At 74.4% G+C, this 15,774-nt stretch carries 12 protein-coding genes; 6 read left to right on the top strand and 6 right to left on the bottom strand.

The window, feature by feature from the left end:
• Window positions 1–94 precede the first annotated feature (94 nt).
• The 3 genes from Sm713_RS38220 to lnt form a co-directional block, all read right to left on the bottom strand.
• Window positions 95–922: a 3-hydroxybutyrate dehydrogenase gene (locus tag Sm713_RS38220; protein ID WP_212914513.1), complete on the bottom strand. Its 828-nt coding sequence runs from the start codon at window positions 920–922 to the stop codon at window positions 95–97.
• A 54-nt stretch (window positions 923–976) separates the two neighbouring features.
• Window positions 977–1,456, bottom strand: a complete 480-nt coding sequence (locus Sm713_RS38215) for an NUDIX domain-containing protein (protein ID WP_212914512.1) — start codon at window positions 1,454–1,456, stop codon at window positions 977–979.
• Window positions 1,457–1,708: 252 nt separating this feature from the next.
• Window positions 1,709–3,367 carry an apolipoprotein N-acyltransferase gene (gene lnt, locus Sm713_RS38210; protein ID WP_212914511.1) on the bottom strand — a complete coding sequence of 553 codons (1,659 nt, stop codon included), beginning with the start codon at window positions 3,365–3,367 and terminating at the stop codon, window positions 1,709–1,711.
• Window positions 3,368–3,678: 311 nt separating this feature from the next.
• On the opposite strand from lnt, the gene Sm713_RS38205 reads away from it, so the two are divergent.
• On the top strand, window positions 3,679–4,710 hold the full coding sequence (locus tag Sm713_RS38205) for an O-antigen ligase (RefSeq protein WP_249416947.1): 1,032 nt from the start codon (window positions 3,679–3,681) through the stop codon (window positions 4,708–4,710).
• Window positions 4,711–4,818: 108 nt separating this feature from the next.
• On the opposite strand, the gene Sm713_RS38200 is transcribed toward Sm713_RS38205, so the two are convergent.
• Both Sm713_RS38200 and Sm713_RS38195 read right to left on the bottom strand, forming a co-directional pair.
• On the bottom strand, window positions 4,819–5,364 hold the full coding sequence (locus tag Sm713_RS38200; protein WP_212914510.1) for a hypothetical protein: 546 nt from the start codon (window positions 5,362–5,364) through the stop codon (window positions 4,819–4,821).
• A 67-nt stretch (window positions 5,365–5,431) separates the two neighbouring features.
• Window positions 5,432–6,226 (bottom strand): glutamate racemase, encoded by a 795-nt coding sequence (locus tag Sm713_RS38195; protein WP_212914509.1) that lies wholly within the window; start codon window positions 6,224–6,226, stop codon window positions 5,432–5,434.
• 361 nt (window positions 6,227–6,587) lie between these two features.
• On the opposite strand from Sm713_RS38195, the gene Sm713_RS38190 reads away from it, so the two are divergent.
• The 5 genes from Sm713_RS38190 to Sm713_RS38170 all read left to right on the top strand — a co-directional run bounded on the left by Sm713_RS38190 (window position 6,588) and on the right by Sm713_RS38170 (window position 13,073).
• The gene (locus Sm713_RS38190) at window positions 6,588–7,778 is read left to right on the top strand and encodes a glycosyltransferase (RefSeq protein WP_212914508.1); all 1,191 of its coding nucleotides are present in this window, start codon (window positions 6,588–6,590) and stop codon (window positions 7,776–7,778) included.
• Window positions 7,779–8,203: 425 nt separating this feature from the next.
• Window positions 8,204–8,707 carry a DUF6643 family protein gene (locus Sm713_RS38185; protein WP_212914507.1) on the top strand — a complete coding sequence of 168 codons (504 nt, stop codon included), beginning with the start codon at window positions 8,204–8,206 and terminating at the stop codon, window positions 8,705–8,707.
• 56 nt (window positions 8,708–8,763) lie between these two features.
• Window positions 8,764–9,588, top strand: a complete 825-nt coding sequence (locus Sm713_RS38180; protein ID WP_212914506.1) for an MOSC domain-containing protein — start codon at window positions 8,764–8,766, stop codon at window positions 9,586–9,588.
• A 304-nt stretch (window positions 9,589–9,892) separates the two neighbouring features.
• Window positions 9,893–10,498: a hypothetical protein gene (locus Sm713_RS38175; RefSeq protein WP_212914505.1), complete on the top strand. Its 606-nt coding sequence runs from the start codon at window positions 9,893–9,895 to the stop codon at window positions 10,496–10,498.
• A 121-nt stretch (window positions 10,499–10,619) separates the two neighbouring features.
• Entirely contained in the window at window positions 10,620–13,073 is a 2,454-nt protein-coding gene (locus tag Sm713_RS38170; RefSeq protein WP_212914504.1) for a right-handed parallel beta-helix repeat-containing protein, read from the top strand.
• Here the strand turns inward: Sm713_RS38170 and Sm713_RS38165 are convergent.
• Window positions 13,043–15,478, bottom strand: coding sequence for a hypothetical protein (locus Sm713_RS38165; RefSeq protein WP_374196118.1), 2,436 nt, complete (start codon window positions 15,476–15,478; stop codon window positions 13,043–13,045). The genes Sm713_RS38170 and Sm713_RS38165 overlap by 31 nt on opposite strands.
• Window positions 15,479–15,774 lie beyond the last annotated feature (296 nt).

The raw sequence follows: 15,774 nt of genomic DNA, 5'->3' as shown, positions 1-15,774 counted from the left end.
GCCCTCGCTCTCCATGGTCACCAGGATTACCCGTCGCACACCCGACCCCGCCAGCCCTGAGGTTGACTCTCGGCACCCGCACCGCCCGGAAGGGTCAGTGCGCCGTCCAGCCTCCGTCGAGCACCAGCGAGGTGCCGGTGACGAAGGACGCCGCGGGCGAGCACAGATAGGCGACGGCCTCGGCGACCTCGTCCGGCTCCACCAGCCGCTTGACGGCGCTGTCCTGCAGCAGCACGTCGGCGACCACCCGTTCCTCGGGGATGCCGTGGGCCTTCGCCTGGTCGGCGATCTGCCGCTCCACCAGCGGGGTGCGCACGTAGCCGGGGTTGACGCAGTTCGAGGTGACCCCGTGCGGGGCGCCCTCCAGGGCCGCCGTCTTCGACAGGCCCTCCAGGCCGTGCTTGGCGGCCACGTAGGCGGCCTTGTACGGCGAGGCGCGCAGCCCGTGCACGGAGGAGATGTTGACGATGCGGCCCCAGCCGCGGCCGTACATGTGCGGCAGCGCCCCCCGGATCAGCCGGAACGGCGCCTCCAGCATCACGGTGAGCACCGTGTGGAACACCTCGGGCGGAAACTCCTCGATGGGCCGCACGAGCTGGAGCCCGGCGTTGTTGACGAGGATGTCGGTGCCGTGGGCGCTGGCCTCCGCGGCGTCCAGATCGGTGAGGTCCAGGACGACCTGCTCGACGTCGCCGGGCAGGCCGGCCGCCTCCTCGCCGAGGAAGCCGAGGCCCTCCGCGTCCCGGTCCAGGGCGCGCACCGCGGCGCCGGCCGCCGCGAGCCGCAGCGCGCAGGCTCTGCCGATGCCACTGGCCGCCCCGGTGACCAGCGCGGTACTGCCCGCGAGGCCGGCACTCCCGGTGCCGGCGGCGGTGGAGGGCAGCGGTGGGGCGGGTGGGCTCGGAGTGCTGGGCGCGGTCATGGTCCGACCTTAGTCAGACGGCCGGCCTTCACCCATATGGGTGTCCCCCATACTTCATGCGGAACCAGTGGGCTCGAACCATGTGGGGGCCTCGGCCATCGCCTGCTTGATCCGGAACAGCCCGGTCTCGTGCAGTTCCGGCAGGGCGTCGACCGGGAACCAGCCCACCTCCACGGACTCGTCGTCGTTGACCCTGGCCTGCCCGCCCACGGCGCGGCAGCGGAACGTGATGTCCATGAACTGGCAGTGGTCGCCGTTGAGGTAGGTGACCGGTTTGAGGGCCTGCACCAAGGCGATGCGCTCGGGGACGCAGTGCACCGCCGTCTCCTCGTACACCTCGCGCACCGCGCAGGCCGCGGGCTGCTCGCCGGGGTCGGGGATGCCGCCGATGACCGACCACTTCCGGTTGTCGCTGCGCCGCCCTAGGAGCACCCTTCCGTCGTCGTCGAAGACGATCGCGGTGACGCCGGGGAGCCAGAGCAGCTGGTGGCCGGCGGTGGCCCGCAGGGTCCGGATGAAGTCAGGAGTAGCCATGGCCCGACCCTAACGGGCGCGCTCGCCGGCCTCCGCGAGGCGGCCCGGCGGCCCGGGCGGCGGCACGGTCCCGCGGCGGCGTCCCGGATCGCGCCACAGTCCCGCACTTCTCGCCCAGCCGTCGCCCTCACCCGGGCCCGATCACGGGGGCGGGGGTCCCGGTCCCGCTGGCCGCGGCCCCCGACCCGTGTGCCGGTTCTCACAGCCTGCTTCACCCACCCGGCCCACCCGCGCGGGTCGCGGGCGCCCGGCTCACTGACCCGCGTCGCCGGCGACGTCCCGGGCCGGCTCGCCCGCCGGGCGCGGCGCCGCGCGCCGGGACCGGGCCGCGGCCGTCACGGCCCAGCCGAGGCCGCCGGCCGCCACGAGCACGAGCAGGCACTCCGGAAGGGTGCCGAGGCGGGTGGCGGGGGTCAGGGAGGAGCGCAGCGGCACCTTCTCCACCAGGGCGTCGGCGGTGAACATCGACGTCCTGGCGACGATCCTCCCGTCCGGCCTGATCACGGCGCTGACGCCGCTGGTCACCGGGACGGTGACGGTCCGGCTGTGCTCCACCGCCCGGATCCGGCTCATCGCGAGCTGCTGGTAGGTCATCTCGCTGCGGTCGAACGTGGCGTTGTTGCTCGGCACGGAGATCATCTGGGCGCCGTCCTGCACGGTGTCCCGCACGGCCCAGTCGAACGCCGCCTCGTAGCAGGTGGCGAGGCCCACCTTGGCACCCGCCATGGTGAACACACCGGGCTTGGTGCCGCGGCTGAAGTCCTGCCGGACCATTCCGACGTCACTGCTGAACACGCTCACGAAGGACCGCAGGGGGATGTACTCCCCGAACGGCTGGATCTGACGCTTGTCATAGGTGTCCGTGGGGCCCTTGGCGGGGTCCCAGAGGATCTGCTCGTTGAAGAGCCTGCCGTCGCTCTTCTGGACGACGCCACCCACCGAGACGGGCGCCCCGATCGCCCGGACCGCGGTCTGGATCTCGGCGCGGGCCTCCGGGTCGGAGAAGGGGTCGACGTCGGAGGAGTTCTCCGGCCAGAGCACCAGGTCGGGGCGGGCGACCTTGCCGGCGTCGATCTGCGCGGCGAGGCGTTCGGTCTCCCGCACGTGGTAGTCGAGGACGGCGCGCCGCTGGGCGTTGAAGTCGAGTCCGGCGCGGGGCACGTTCCCCTGGATCACGGCGACGGTCTTCGTGCCGTTCTCGGCCGCGTCGCTGACCAGCGGAAGGGCGGCGAAGGCCGCCGCGAAGGGGACGGCGACGCTGAGCAGGGCGGCCACGGCGGCGGCGCGGTGCAGCGCCCGGGTGCGGCGGGCGAGGATCACCTGGTGGACGGCCTCGTACAGGCCGAAGCCGCACAGCACCACCGCGAAGCCGAGCACCGGGGTGCCGCCGACGGCTGCGAGCGGCAGGAACGCCCCGTCGGCCTGCCCGAAGGCGATCTTTCCCCAGGGGAAGCCGCCGAACGGCACGCGCGCGCGTGCCGCCTCCCCCGCGATCCACAGGGCCGCGGCCCACAGGGGCCACACCGGCAGCCGAGAGACCACCGCCACGCCCGCGCCCACCAGCGCCACGAAGCACGCCTCGGCGGCGACCAGCGCCAGCCAGGGCACGGGGCCGACCTCCACGCCCGTCCACACCAGCAGCGGCAGCAGGAATCCGAGCCCGAAGAGGTAGCCGAGCCCGGCCCCGGCCTTCCAGCTGCGACCGTGCAGGCACCACCCGAACACGGCGAAGGCCGGCAGCGCCAGCCACCACAGGCCCCGCGGCGGGAAGCTGACGTACAGCAGCACTCCCGCCAGCACTGCGGCGGTCGCCCGGATCAGGCCGTTGACCAGGCGCGCGCGCCGGGAGGTCGGCGCCGGGTCCTCGGGAGGATGCTCCGCGTCTGTCACGGAGGTCGCGGTGGCGGTCACCCGGGGAGTGTACGGCGCGTCACCGGCGTGCCCGCGGCCCGGCCCCCGGCGCATGGCCCCCGGCCTGCGCGACCAGCGCCGCCGGGCGGATCCCAGACGCCCCTTCTCCGTCATTTCTGCATCGTTTCTTCCCTGCTTGTCCACAAACTGATGCACCAACCATTACCGTGTCCGGAAGTCCCTGATATGCAGCCGTCACGGCGGCGCCGATCGGGACCCGTCATACGCCGGGGGCGGCGGGTGGGCATGACAGGGTTGGGGGACGGGTGGGGTTTACGGAGCGGTGGGCGGGTGCCCCGGGGCACCCGGACGTGCCCGCGCGGGTGGAGGCGGACGATCCGCGCGCCGGGGCGGACGCCGCGGGCATGGTCGCGCTCGGCGGCTGCGCGGTGTGGTCCCTGGTCACGGCGGCGGCCACCGGTGGCAGGCCGGAGGGCACGCTGCTGGCCGTGCTGGCGGTGGCGGCCGGGTACGCGGGAGGCCGGATAGCCGGGGCGCTGCTGCCCGTGGCCGCACCGGCGGCCGGGGCCCTGGTGGCGGGCGCCCTGATGGTGGCGGCGCCGGGCACCGCACTCGCGCCGGACGGCCCGCCCTGGTTCGGCACGGCGGCAGCCTCGGCCGCCGTCTGGACGCTGTGCGCGGGCGGGGCGTGCTGCGCGGCCGTCGCCGCCGAGCGCACCGTGACACGGGTCCTGCTGTGGCTGCTGGCCGCCGTGCTCGCCGTCGCCGCGGCACTGCTCGGCTCACCCGCCGGCGCCACGGGTGCCCTCCTGGTCCTGGCGTGCTCGGCGACCGCGGGCCGGGTGCGCAGGTCGCCGGGGCTTGCGGCGCTCACAGGCGTCGCGGTGGTGGCGGCCGCAGCAGTGTGGACCCTCGCGGCGGGCGACCTGCCGCCGGGCTGGCAGGCACGCGCGGGCGACGCGCTCGGCGCGCACCGCCTTCAGCTGTGGCGGGACGCTGCCGCGCTCGCCCTCGACCATCCGCTGCTGGGCGCCGGGCCCGGACGGTTCGCCGATCTGAGCCCCACCGTCGCGGCGGCCGTGCCGGCGGACGGCAGGCCGCACTCGGCGCTGTTGCAGCAGGCGGCCGAGCAGGGTCTCGTGGGGGTGGCGCTGCTGGCGGCGGGCCCGTGCTGGGCGCTGCGCACGCTGTGGCGCTCTCCCGGGCCCACCCCCGTGGTCCTCACCGCGGCCTCCGCGTTGACGGTCCTGGCCGGCCTCGCCCTGGCGGGCAACGCCCTCAGCTTCACCTCGGTCACGGCCGGAGCCGGCCTGCTCGCGGGCGTCGCCACGGCCCGGCCCATGGAGGGCGAAGAGGGCGAACTGGGCGTGTACCCCGTCTGAGAGGTGTACCGCGTCTACGCGTATCCGGCTGGGCGGGTCGGCCACACGGGTGAGGGTCCTGGCGGGAACGGGGTGCGGTGCCGGGTAACCGGGGCCCGCAGGCAGGCGTCAGGCCGGGGTGCCGGGCCGCAGGCGGGCGCGGATGAATCGCACCGCCGCCTCGGCGTTGTCCACGGTGACCGTGAACCGGTGGCCGTCGCCCAGGATCAGCACCATGCCCTCGCCGCGCCGGACGACCACCGCGGTGCCCTTGCCGGGCCGCCACCGGTAGCCCCATCCGCCCCACTGCCGGGGCGTGACCCGGGGGGTGAAGGAGGCGTCGACGACATGGGAGAGGAGGATGCGGCGCCGCGGCAGGCCGATGTGCCCGCAGCGCACCTCCAGGTAGTCCTTGTCGACCTTCACCGCGACATGGACGAAGGCGAGCGTGCCGTACAGCATGAGCAGCCCCGCGGCGATGCAGCCGACGACGGCCACGATCAGGGCGGGCAGTCCGGAGGCCCAGCCGGGGTCGACGGCGAGCTCGATGCCGAGGGCGAGACAGGCGGCACCACCGGCCGCGAGCAGCCACTGTGCGCGGTTGGTCGCTCGTCCGGTCCAGATCGCGGGCAGAGCGTCGCCGGAGCCACGCGCACCGCGGAGGTGGTGCCTCATGACATGAGAGTACCCAGGTTCGGCACCCCTGGCAGGGCATCGGCACTCAGGTCACGGACGGTACAGCTCACCGCACGGGGCTGGCGGCGGTGAGATGCCGGCCCTCGGGGTAGGCGAGCGCCTCGGCGGGCAACGGCGCCTCGCGGCCGCTCAACAGCACCGTGAGACCGCCGATCTCGCCCGCCGCGGTGTCCGGTCCGGTGGGCTGGACGCCGATCCTGCGCAGCGCCTGGGCGGCGACAGCGCCGGCCGAGCCGTGCATCACGAGGGGCGGCAGGCCGGCCCGCTGGAGGGCGCCGCGGATGCGCTCCGCGACCAGTTCGTAGTGCGTACACCCCAGCACGACGGCGCGGACGTCGGTAGGCGTGCGTTCGGCCGCGGCGGCGACGGCCGCGCTGACGGCGGACTCGTCGGCGTGCTGGACCGCCTCGGCGAGGCCGGGGCAGGGCACCTCGGTGACGTCGGCGCCGGCGGCGAAGTCGGCGATCAGGCGGCGCTGGTAGGCGCTGCCCGTGGTGGCGGGCGTGGCCCAGATCGTGATCGGGCCACCGCCCGCGGCGGCCGGCTTGATCGCCGGGACCGTGCCGACCACCGGCAGCGCGGGCTCGAGACGGGCGCGCAGCGCCGGCAGGGCGTGCACGGAGGCGGTGTTGCAGGCGACGATCAGCACGTCGGGCTGGAGCGCGGCGGCCGCCTCCGCGGCGGCCACGGCGTGCGCGGAGACGTCGTGCGGGGCGCGCGGCCCCCAGGGCATGCCGTCCGGGTCGCAGGAGAGCACGAGGTCGGCTTCGGGGCGCAACCGCCGCACCGCGGCAGCGGCGGGGAGCAGTCCGAGTCCGGAGTCGACGAGTGCGATCTTCACCCCGCCACTTTAGACGATGCCCTCCGCCGGGACCTGGGCGAGCCCGGACGGGCCCCTGGGACAGCGCCCCTTCTTGACGGGCCGCGTGAACGGCGTTGTGGTGCGGCGGACGGCGTGATGGTGCCTGGCATCGCCGAGCGGGCGCGGGACCGCTTGAGCGGCCTCGTGGGGCCACGGTGAGCGGCGTACCTCTCGACGGGCCGCTCGGGCGGCCCCCACGGACGGCGTGAGCGGCTTCACCCGGGACTGCGCATGGACGGCACCCGAGCTGCGGCGACGGCGAACCGTGCGTCCCCGAGCCGTGCGGGGCTTCGGCGGGGCGGAGTGGGCCGGGCCTGGGCCGTGGTGCAGACTGCGGCGAGTGGACGCCTTGACGGGAATCGCACTCGCCTCACTCGCCGGATGGCTCTGGCTGCTGCTGGGCCAGGGCTTCTTCTGGCGCACCGATGTGCGCCTGCCGGCGCGGCGGGTACCGCGCGAGTGGCCCCAGGTCTGCGTGGTGGTGCCGGCCCGGGACGAGGCGGAGGTGCTGCCGCGGAGCCTGCCGTCGCTGCTGGCGCAGGACTACCCGGGCCCGGCCGAGGTGTTCCTCGTCGACGACGGCAGCTCGGACGGCACGGGCGAGTTGGCCCGGGCCCTCGCCGAACGCCACGGTGGGCTCCCGCTCACCGTCTCCTCTCCGGGCGAGCCGCCCGCGGGCTGGACGGGCAAACTGTGGGCGGTACGGCACGGCATCGGCCTGGCACGCGCGCGTGCGCCGCGGTACCTGCTGCTCACCGACGCCGACATCGCCCATGAACCGGGCAGCCTGCGGGAGTTGGTGGCCGCGGCCGAGACGGGCGACTTCGACCTGGTGTCCCAGATGGCGCGGCTGCGGGTGGCGAGCGTCTGGGAACGGCTGGTGGTGCCGGCGTTCGTGTACTTCTTCGCGCAGCTCTACCCGTTCCGGTGGATCGGCGAGCGGGGCTCGCGGACGGCGGCGGCGGCCGGCGGCTGCGTGCTGCTGCGTACCGAGGCCGCCGACCGCGCCCGGGTGCCGGACTCCTTCCGGCAGGCCGTGATCGACGACGTCTCCCTGGCGAAGGCGGTCAAGCACACCGGCGGGCACATCTGGCTGGGGCTCGCCGACCGGGTCGACAGCGTGCGGCCCTATCCGCGGCTGCACGATCTGTGGCGCATGGTCTCGCGCAGCGCCTATGCACAGTTGCGGCACAACCCGCTCCTGCTCGCCGGCACCGTGGCCGGCCTCGCGCTGGTGTACCTCGTGCCGCCCGCGGGGCTGGTCGCCGGGATCGCCACGGCGAGCGCCGGCACCGCGGTCGCCGGCGGCCTCGCCTGGCTCGTGATGGCGGGCACGTACGTGCCGATGCTGCGCTACTACCGCCAACCCCTGTGGCTCGCCCCGTTGTTGCCGTTCACTGCCTTGCTGTATTTGCTGATGACGGTGGACTCCGCCGTGCAGCACTACCGGGGCCGGGGTGCGGCCTGGAAGGGCCGCACGTACGCGCGGCCGGACGCGGCGGCCGCCGAGACGGCTCCTGAGCAGCACTGACGCGGGGCCAGGGCCTCAGTGGCCGGTTTTCGCCACCTCCCCGGGGTGCATCCGTTCACTTCCCGGCCCGGCTCCGGTCTCCGCGCGTGCCCTAAAACAAGGTTGTTCGCGGTTGGAATTGGCATGTCCGCTCACCCCGCGGACCGCCGCGACCGCCGGTTCCGTTCATTTCGTCTCCCGCTCGGAGCCCGCTTTTCCGACGCCGCCACAGGCTCGCACCACAGGCCCCAGGAGCCCCTCGTGTGACGCTCGTCCGACCGACCAGTAACCCTTCACGAGCTTGGTCTTTACGCGATCCCTACCCCACCGCGCGACCGTTTTTCCCACGTTCGCTCGCATTGGGGATCCGCGACTGTGCCCAACCCAGAAAACAACCCTCTTATCGGTCTCCCCAACCAGCACATGGTGGGCTTAACTTATGAAGCATGACCTCCCCCCGCTCCACTTATGGCGGCGGTTACTACTCCGCGCCGCCGTTCCCGGACACTCCGATCTACGACTCCCTCGTCGCAGAGCGGGGCACCCCGCAGATCGCTCCGATCCGCGTTCCCGCCGCCTACGAGGCGCCCAGCAGTTACCTCCCCGCACTCCCGCCGGCGCTCCCGGCCCTGCCCTCGGGGCCGTCGTCGCACGCTCCCGCGCCTGCCCAGTACGGCGGCGGCTACCAGCAGGCCCCGCAGCAGATGCCCATGCACCAGCAGCCCTCGCCGTACGGAGCGCCGCAGCAGCCCGCGCCGCCCCGCGGCTACGGGTACCCCCAGCCGCAGCGGCCCGCCCCGGCGGGCACGGGCTACGAGGCCATGCGTCCCGCGGCGCCCGTGCGCCCGGCCGCGCCGCGTCCCGCGGCTCCGCGACCGGCGGCCCCGCGCCAGGCACCGGCCCCGAACGGCTACGAGGACCCGTACAACCGTCAGTACCGCGGTTACTGAGCGGCCGCGAGCGCGGCCCGGCCACGGCCCACGGGACCGGCTGGCAGGATGCAGCCATGCCGGAACCCGCGCTCGCGTCGCTGCATGTGTATCCGCTCAAGGCCGTCCGGGGACACGCTCCCCGGGACGCGGCCGTGGAGCCCTGGGGTCTTGCCGGTGACCGCCGCTGGATGCTCGTCGACGGCACCGCCCGGGTGGTCACCCAGCGCTCGCATCCCGGTCTGGCGCTCGTCACCGCGCAACTGCTGCCCGGCGGGGGGCTGCGGCTGTCGGGCCCGGGCCGGAAGGAGCTGGCCGTCGGGGTGCCCGCGTCCGGGGACACCCTCGTGGCCAGACTCTTCCGGGACGACGTCGAGCTCGTGCTCGCCGAAGCGGCGGCGCACGCCTGGTTCAGCGCCTACCTCGATGCGGACGTGCGCCTCGTCCATCTGGACCGGCCGGCGACGGCCCGGGCCATCGACCCGCGGTACGCGCGTCCCGGAGAGACCGTCACGCTCGCCGACGGCTACCCCCTGCTGCTCACCTCGCTGTCCTCGCTGGACGCCCTCAACACCCTTGTCGCACAAGGCGCGCACGCCGCCGAAGGGCCGCTGCCCATGAGCCGGTTCCGGCCCAGCGCCGTCGTCGAGGGCCTGCCCGCGTGGGACGAGGACGACTGGGAGCGCGTCGCGATCGGCGAAGTCTCCTTCAGGGCCCCCAAAGCGTGCGGGCGTTGCGTGGTGTGCACCACCGACCAGGACACCGCACGGCGCGGCAAGGAGCCGCTGCACACCCTGGGCAGGTACCGCAGGTTCGGCGACCAGCTCGTCTTCGGGCGGCACCTGGTGCCGGAGACCGCGGGCACCCTTCGGGTCGGCGACCCCGTCACCGTCCTCGCCTAGACCCCCACCCGGCCCCCCGACCGCCCTCCACGTAGTTGGATCCGGCCATCTATCCGGCCATCTGTCCGACCACGGCGGCCCGCCCACCTGCCGGTTCCCAACGCGCCCCGGAAGCACTCGCATAGCCTCGGGGTGCTCGGGAACCCGTCGGCCCGGCGCGGTCGTTCACGGAACGGGGGCGAGACGCCCGCGGTGCGTCTCGGCAGAATGGCGGCGAGAGCGTGATCTGGCTCTCGCTTCATGCCATACATGTGTGGACCGTGCCGTTAGAGGCCAAGACGGACACGAAAGGGGGTGCTGGGCTGTGCGAGCGATCGTCGGGCTCTGGCGTTGGCGGCACAATCCGCTGCGCCGGACGACTGATCTCCTCGAATCCTGGGTGGCGCTGACTGCCGCGGTACTGATCGCCGCAGCCGCCCCGGTCGTCGGAGTGATGACGGGGGCACTGAGCGAGCAGGCCCTGCTGCGATCGGTTCACCAGCAGCATGTGGAGCGCCATGTGACGACGGCCGTGGTGGTGCGAACGGTCCGCAGGTCCGCCGCGGACCCCGATCCCGAGACGGTGGCCGCGCGGGACGCCCACAGCCGGGTGATCGCCGACTGGCGGGCGCCCGACAGCAGTGCGCACACCGGCCCCGTCGTCACCGACCTGCAGAGTCCCCGCCCCGGTGACCACTTCCCGGTGTGGGTCGACCGGCAGGGCACGATCCTCCCGCGCCCGCTGGACCCGCTCACCGCGAGCACCCATGCCGCGCTGGCGGGCTTCGGCGCCGCGGCGGCCTTCGCCACGCTGGTGGAGGGCGGCCGGAGGGTGGTCCTGTGGCGCATGGTCCGCCGCAGGTACGCACGGTGGGACCGCGCCTGGGAGAAGTCCGGCCCGGACTGGGGCAGGACGGGCACCGGAAGCTGAGGGACCCCCGACTGGGTCAACTCCCCCGCTGTACACGCGCTACCGTGGAGCCGGCCGGCTCCACGGCACTTCCCCGGCGCTCTTCGCCGACAGAACCACGAGGTGGGGGACAGAACACCGCATGGCACAGGGCACGGTCCAGGTGACGCACACCGGCACATCGAGGTGGCGGCGCCGCGCGGGCGAATACGCCTCTCTCACAGCTGCCCTGGAGGCCGCGGTGGACGGTGACGTCCTCACCATCGCCGCCGGAACGTACAGAGAGAACCTCGTGGTGGAGCGCGCGGTGACGCTGCGCGGTCCCGAGGGGTCCCCCGGCTCGGTGCGCATCGCACCGGTGGACGGTGTGCCGCTGACCCTGCGCGCCTCCGCGGTGGTCCAGGACCTCCAGGTGGAGGGCCAGGACGCGGCGGCCCCCGCGCTGCTGGTGGAGGACGGCACGCCCACCCTGTCCGGGCTGCGGATCGCCACCCGTTCAGCGAGCGGCATCGAGGTGCGCGGGAGCGCCGCGCGCCCCACCGTCCGCAAGTGCACGGTCGACAACCCCGCGGGCGTCGGCATCGCCGTGCTCGACGAGGCGGGCGGGTTGTTCGAGGAGTGCGAGGTGGTCGCGGCCGGCCAGGCGGGCGTGGCGGCACGCTCGGGGGCGCATCCGCGCCTTGAACGCTGCCGAGTGCACCACACGTCGGGCGCCGGCCTGTCCGCGACCGGCGAGCACACCGGCCTGGAGGCGGTCGGCTGCGAGGTGTACGAGATCAAGGGCAGCGGTGTGCAGGTCACCGGCCGCGCCGGGGCGTACCTCACCGACTGCGACGTGCACCGCACGACGGCCGACGGCGTCACCCTCGACACCGACGCGGTGCTCACCCTCGCCGACTGCCGCATCCACGACGTCCCCGAGAACGCCGTGGACCTGCGGTCCCGCTCGGTGCTCACGCTGACCCGCTCCACGGTGCACCGCTTCGGCCGCAACGGCCTGTCGGTGTGGGACCCGGGCACCCGTGTCGACGCCAACCAGTGCGAGATCCACGAGAGCACGGGCGACTACCCGGCGGTGTGGGTCAGCGACGGCGCGACGGCCGTGCTGGACGCCTGCCGGGTGCACGACGTGCCGGACGCGCTGTTCGTGCTCGACCGCGGCTCCCGGGTCGACGTCGTCGACAGCGACCTCGCGCAGGTCCGCAACACCGCGGTGTCGGTGAGCGACGGCGCCACCGTCCAACTCGACGACTGCCGTATCCGCGACGCCGCCACGGGCGCCTGGTTCCGCGACCACGGCAGCGGCGGCACCCTCTCCGGATGCACGATCGACGGCATCCAGACCGGTGTCATCGTCACCAAGGGCGCCGACCCCAGCGTCGAGCGCTGCACCATCACCTCGGCCGCGGAAGCCGGCTGCTACGTCTCCGCGGGTGGCCGCGGCAACTTCCTCAACTGCCGGGTGACCGACGGCGCCGGATACGGCTTCCACGTCATAGACGGCTGCCGCTCCACCCTGCGCAAGTGCCGCACGGAGCGCTGTGCCCGCGGCGGCTACGAGTTCGCGGAGGCCCCCGCGGGTCAGGGCGCCGGCACCGGGCCCGCCGTCGAGGACTGCACGAGCGACGAGAGCGCCGGTGCCAGGACCGCGATACCCGAGACCGCCCTCCAGCCGGCGGCGCCCCAGGCCGGGCTGCTCGGCCAGATTCCCGCCCAGCGCACGGCGGAGCAGCAGCCCTTCCCCTCCGCCCCGGCGGCATCGCCGGAGGTCGTCGAGCAGCCGGTGCGCGACTCCAAGGACGTGCTGGGCGAGCTGGACGCCCTGGTGGGTCTGGAGAGCGTCAAACGCGAGGTGCGGGCCCTCACCGACATGATCGAGGTGGGCCGGCGCAGGCAGCAGGCCGGCCTCAAGGCGGCCTCGGTCCGCCGCCACCTGGTCTTCACCGGCTCCCCGGGCACCGGCAAGACCACCGTGGCCCGGCTGTACGGCGAGATCCTCGCCTCGCTCGCCGTGCTGGAGAAGGGCCATCTGGTGGAGGTGTCCCGGGTCGACCTGGTCGGCGAGCACATCGGCTCCACCGCCATCCGCACCCAGGAGGCCTTCGAGCGGGCCCGCGGCGGGGTGCTCTTCATCGACGAGGCGTACGCCCTGTCCCCGGAGGACTCCGGCCGTGACTTCGGCCGGGAGGCCATCGACACGCTGGTGAAGCTGATGGAGGACCACCGGGACGCGGTGGTGGTGATCGTCGCCGGCTACACGGCCGAGATGGAGCGGTTCCTGTCGGTCAACCCCGGTGTGGCGTCCCGCTTCTCCCGGACCATCACCTTCGGCGACTACACGCCCGCGGAGCTGCTGAAGATCGTGGAGCAGCAGACGGCCGAGCAGGAGTACCGGCTCGGCCCGGCCACCGGCGAGGCCCTGCTGAAGTACTTCACCGAGCTGCCCAAGGGTCCCGGCTTCGGCAACGGCCGCACGGCACGGCAGACCTTCGAGGCCATGGTCGAGCGGCACGCCGGCCGGGTCGCCCAGCTGGCCGAGACGAGCACGGACGACCTGACGCTGCTCTACCCCGAGGACCTGCCCGAGCTCCCCTGACCGCCCTTCCCCGGCTTGCCGGGCTGCTTGCGGCGGTCGCCGCCGGTGGCCGCGGCCACCCCGCCGACGTCCACGGCCCGGCCCCCGGAACCCGGGCGCTGGCCGGGCACGGCGGGTCGCAGGCGCGCCAGCAGCGCGCTGCGCTCCCGTGCGAAGGCGGGGTCGGCCTGGTAGTCGCCGTGCCCGAGGATCGGCGCCGGCAGCGGATGCAGCTCGGTGCGCCCGAAGGCCAGCGGGTCCTTGAAGGCCGGCGCGTCGACCCGCGTGCCCTCCTCGCCGGGCAGCCGCACGGGACCGCCGATGGGGTCGGTGGCACGGTGGAGATTGCGCCAGCAGACCACCTCGTGGTGCAGCCCTTCGAGGGCCTCGGGACCGAAGTAGGCCGGGAACCAGCGTCCGTAGAGGCGCTCCAGAGGCGATCCGTAGGTGAGCAGCCCCACCCGGCCCCGCATCGAGGGCTTCAGCTGCCACGCCGCCGCGGCAGCGAGCACGCTGCCCTGCGAGTGCCCGGACAGCACCAGGCGCCCGCCGGTGGCGCGCGTCCAGGTGGCCATGCGCCAGGTGAGGTCGGGTACCGCGCGCTCGGCGTAGCAGGGCGGCGCGAAGGGGTGAGCGGCGCGCGGCCAGAAGGTGCCGACATCCCACAGGATCCCTATCGTGCGCCGGGCTGAGACGTCCTTGTAGGCGCGGCGGCCCCAGGTGACGAAGAGGATGGAACCGAACCCGATCAGCCAGGAGCCGAGCGCCTGCGCCACCTGCGCGGCGCCGTCCAGCAGGGCCCACGTCCCCTCGGCGGCGCGGCTGGGCACCTCTCCGGTGCCCCATGAGCCGGCGAGCGCTCCCGCGCCCAGCAGCAGCGTGACGGCGGAGATCAGGCCGACGGCGAGCGGCGCCCGGTCGGTGAGGGCGGCGCGGGCGCGGGTGGCGGCGATCTGGCGGGCGCGTGCCCCGTCCGCCGGCTCTTCCGGGTAGTCGGCCCGCACCTGTGCCAGACCCCGCCGGGTGCGTACGAAGGTGTGGACGGCGAGCCAGCCGGCGAGCACCAGCAGCATCACGAGGAGCGGCGGGATCACCGAGGCCTGCCAGGTCAGCAGCACCGGTGGCCCGGGGATGGAGCCGCCGGCGCCCGGGCTGCCCGAACCGTCCACCCAGTCGGCGACGCGCTGGGCCACGCCACCGGTCATCACCCCGCCGAGCGCGCAGGCGAGCATGGCGACCGCGGGGCCGCCGAGCCCGTGGAGCACGGTGCGGGTGTCGGGCGAGCCGCGGTGCAGCGCGCGGGCGACCACCGCGAGCGCCACCACCAGCGCCCCCTGGACGAGGGCGATGCCGCCGAAGGTGGCGTCGCCGGGAAGCCGGCCGCCCGACTCCCAGCCGGGCCGGGACCAGCCGGCGTACACCAGGGTGAGGACGAGCAGGCCCAGCGAGACCAGCGGCAGCCGGCGCACCAGGGCCCGGTCGAGCTCGGAGTCGAGCCGGCGCTCGCTGCGGCCCCGGCGGGCGACCACCCAGACGACGAAGCAGCCGCCGGCGATCAGCAGCCCGTCCAGCACCCGGCCCAGGACGTCCAGGACCGCGGGGCCGCCGGCGGCACGGTCGAAGCGGGCGGCGGAGGTGCCGACGGCAGCGGCGATGGTGAGCAGGCCGGCGGCGGTGTGCGCGGCACGCAGCCTCGCCACCAGGCGCCGCCCGTACCAGAAGCCGGGCCGGCCGAGGGCGGTGTGCCCGTCCTCCTCCGGTTCGTCTCCGCGCGGCATCGGCTGAGCGGACTCGTAGGTGCTCCAGGTGCGGTGCGAGAGGTACCACAGGAGTGCCATGAGGGACGTGGGCGCCAGGGCGCCGAGGGCGAGGCGTCGGCCGGGCTGGGTCCACCAGCCGTGGTGGAACAGCTCGGGTGAGAGGAACTTCAGCCATGAGTGGTCTTCGGCGCACGCGCGCGTGCCGGCGCACTGCCAGACGGCGAGGTCGAGGGCGACCTCGCAGGCGGCGGCGACGAGCACCACGGTGAGGGTGAGGCCGGTGAGCCGCACCAGCAGGCCGTACGCGCCGATCGCCCTGCTGCGGCTGCGGCGCGTCCTAGGGCGCATCCAGTGGGCCAGGTTGACCACCATGAACGGCAGCAGGAACAGCCACAGCGCGCGTGAGGCGTTGCCCGAGGTGAGGTTGGACCACACGTACGCCTCGGGGACGGGCTTGTCGCGGTACGCCTCGGGGCGCCGCTCCGCGTCGGCGTCGTCGGCCCTGCGGTAGACGGCGGCGGTCTCGTCGCCGGTGACGCGGACGGTACGGGGGTCGTCGAGCATCTCCTCGGGGGTGGTGCCGCCCACCCCGTGCACCAGGAGTTCCAGGGCGGTTCCGTCCGAGGGCGCGCGGCCGCCCGTCGTGGGCCCTTTCGTGGCTTCCACCGTCGTGCTTCCCCCTGGTCCCACGTATGTGCGATGTCCCGTCAAGGATCCCTGCCCGCCGTCGCCGGGTACACCTCCGACACGCGATCTCCCCCGGTGGGTTGGGCAGTTGGCCCGCCCCGGCGGGCGCCGGGCGCGGTGTCCGGGCGCCAGGGCCACGCCGGCGTGCGCGGTCCGGGCGGGGCCGCGGCGGCCGGGCGGCGCGGTTGTCGGTGGAGCGTGCGAGGATGAGAGATCCTGAACGGCGGATTGCGTCGGATCCACGGCGAATGGCAGCAAGGTGAACGAAGACGGCA

Source organism: Streptomyces sp. TS71-3, from assembly GCF_018327685.1.
In the GTDB taxonomy this organism is placed as follows: domain Bacteria; phylum Actinomycetota; class Actinomycetes; order Streptomycetales; family Streptomycetaceae; genus Streptomyces.
Note: the sequence above shows the minus strand (reverse complement) of the source record. Positions and strands in the feature narration are given on the sequence as shown.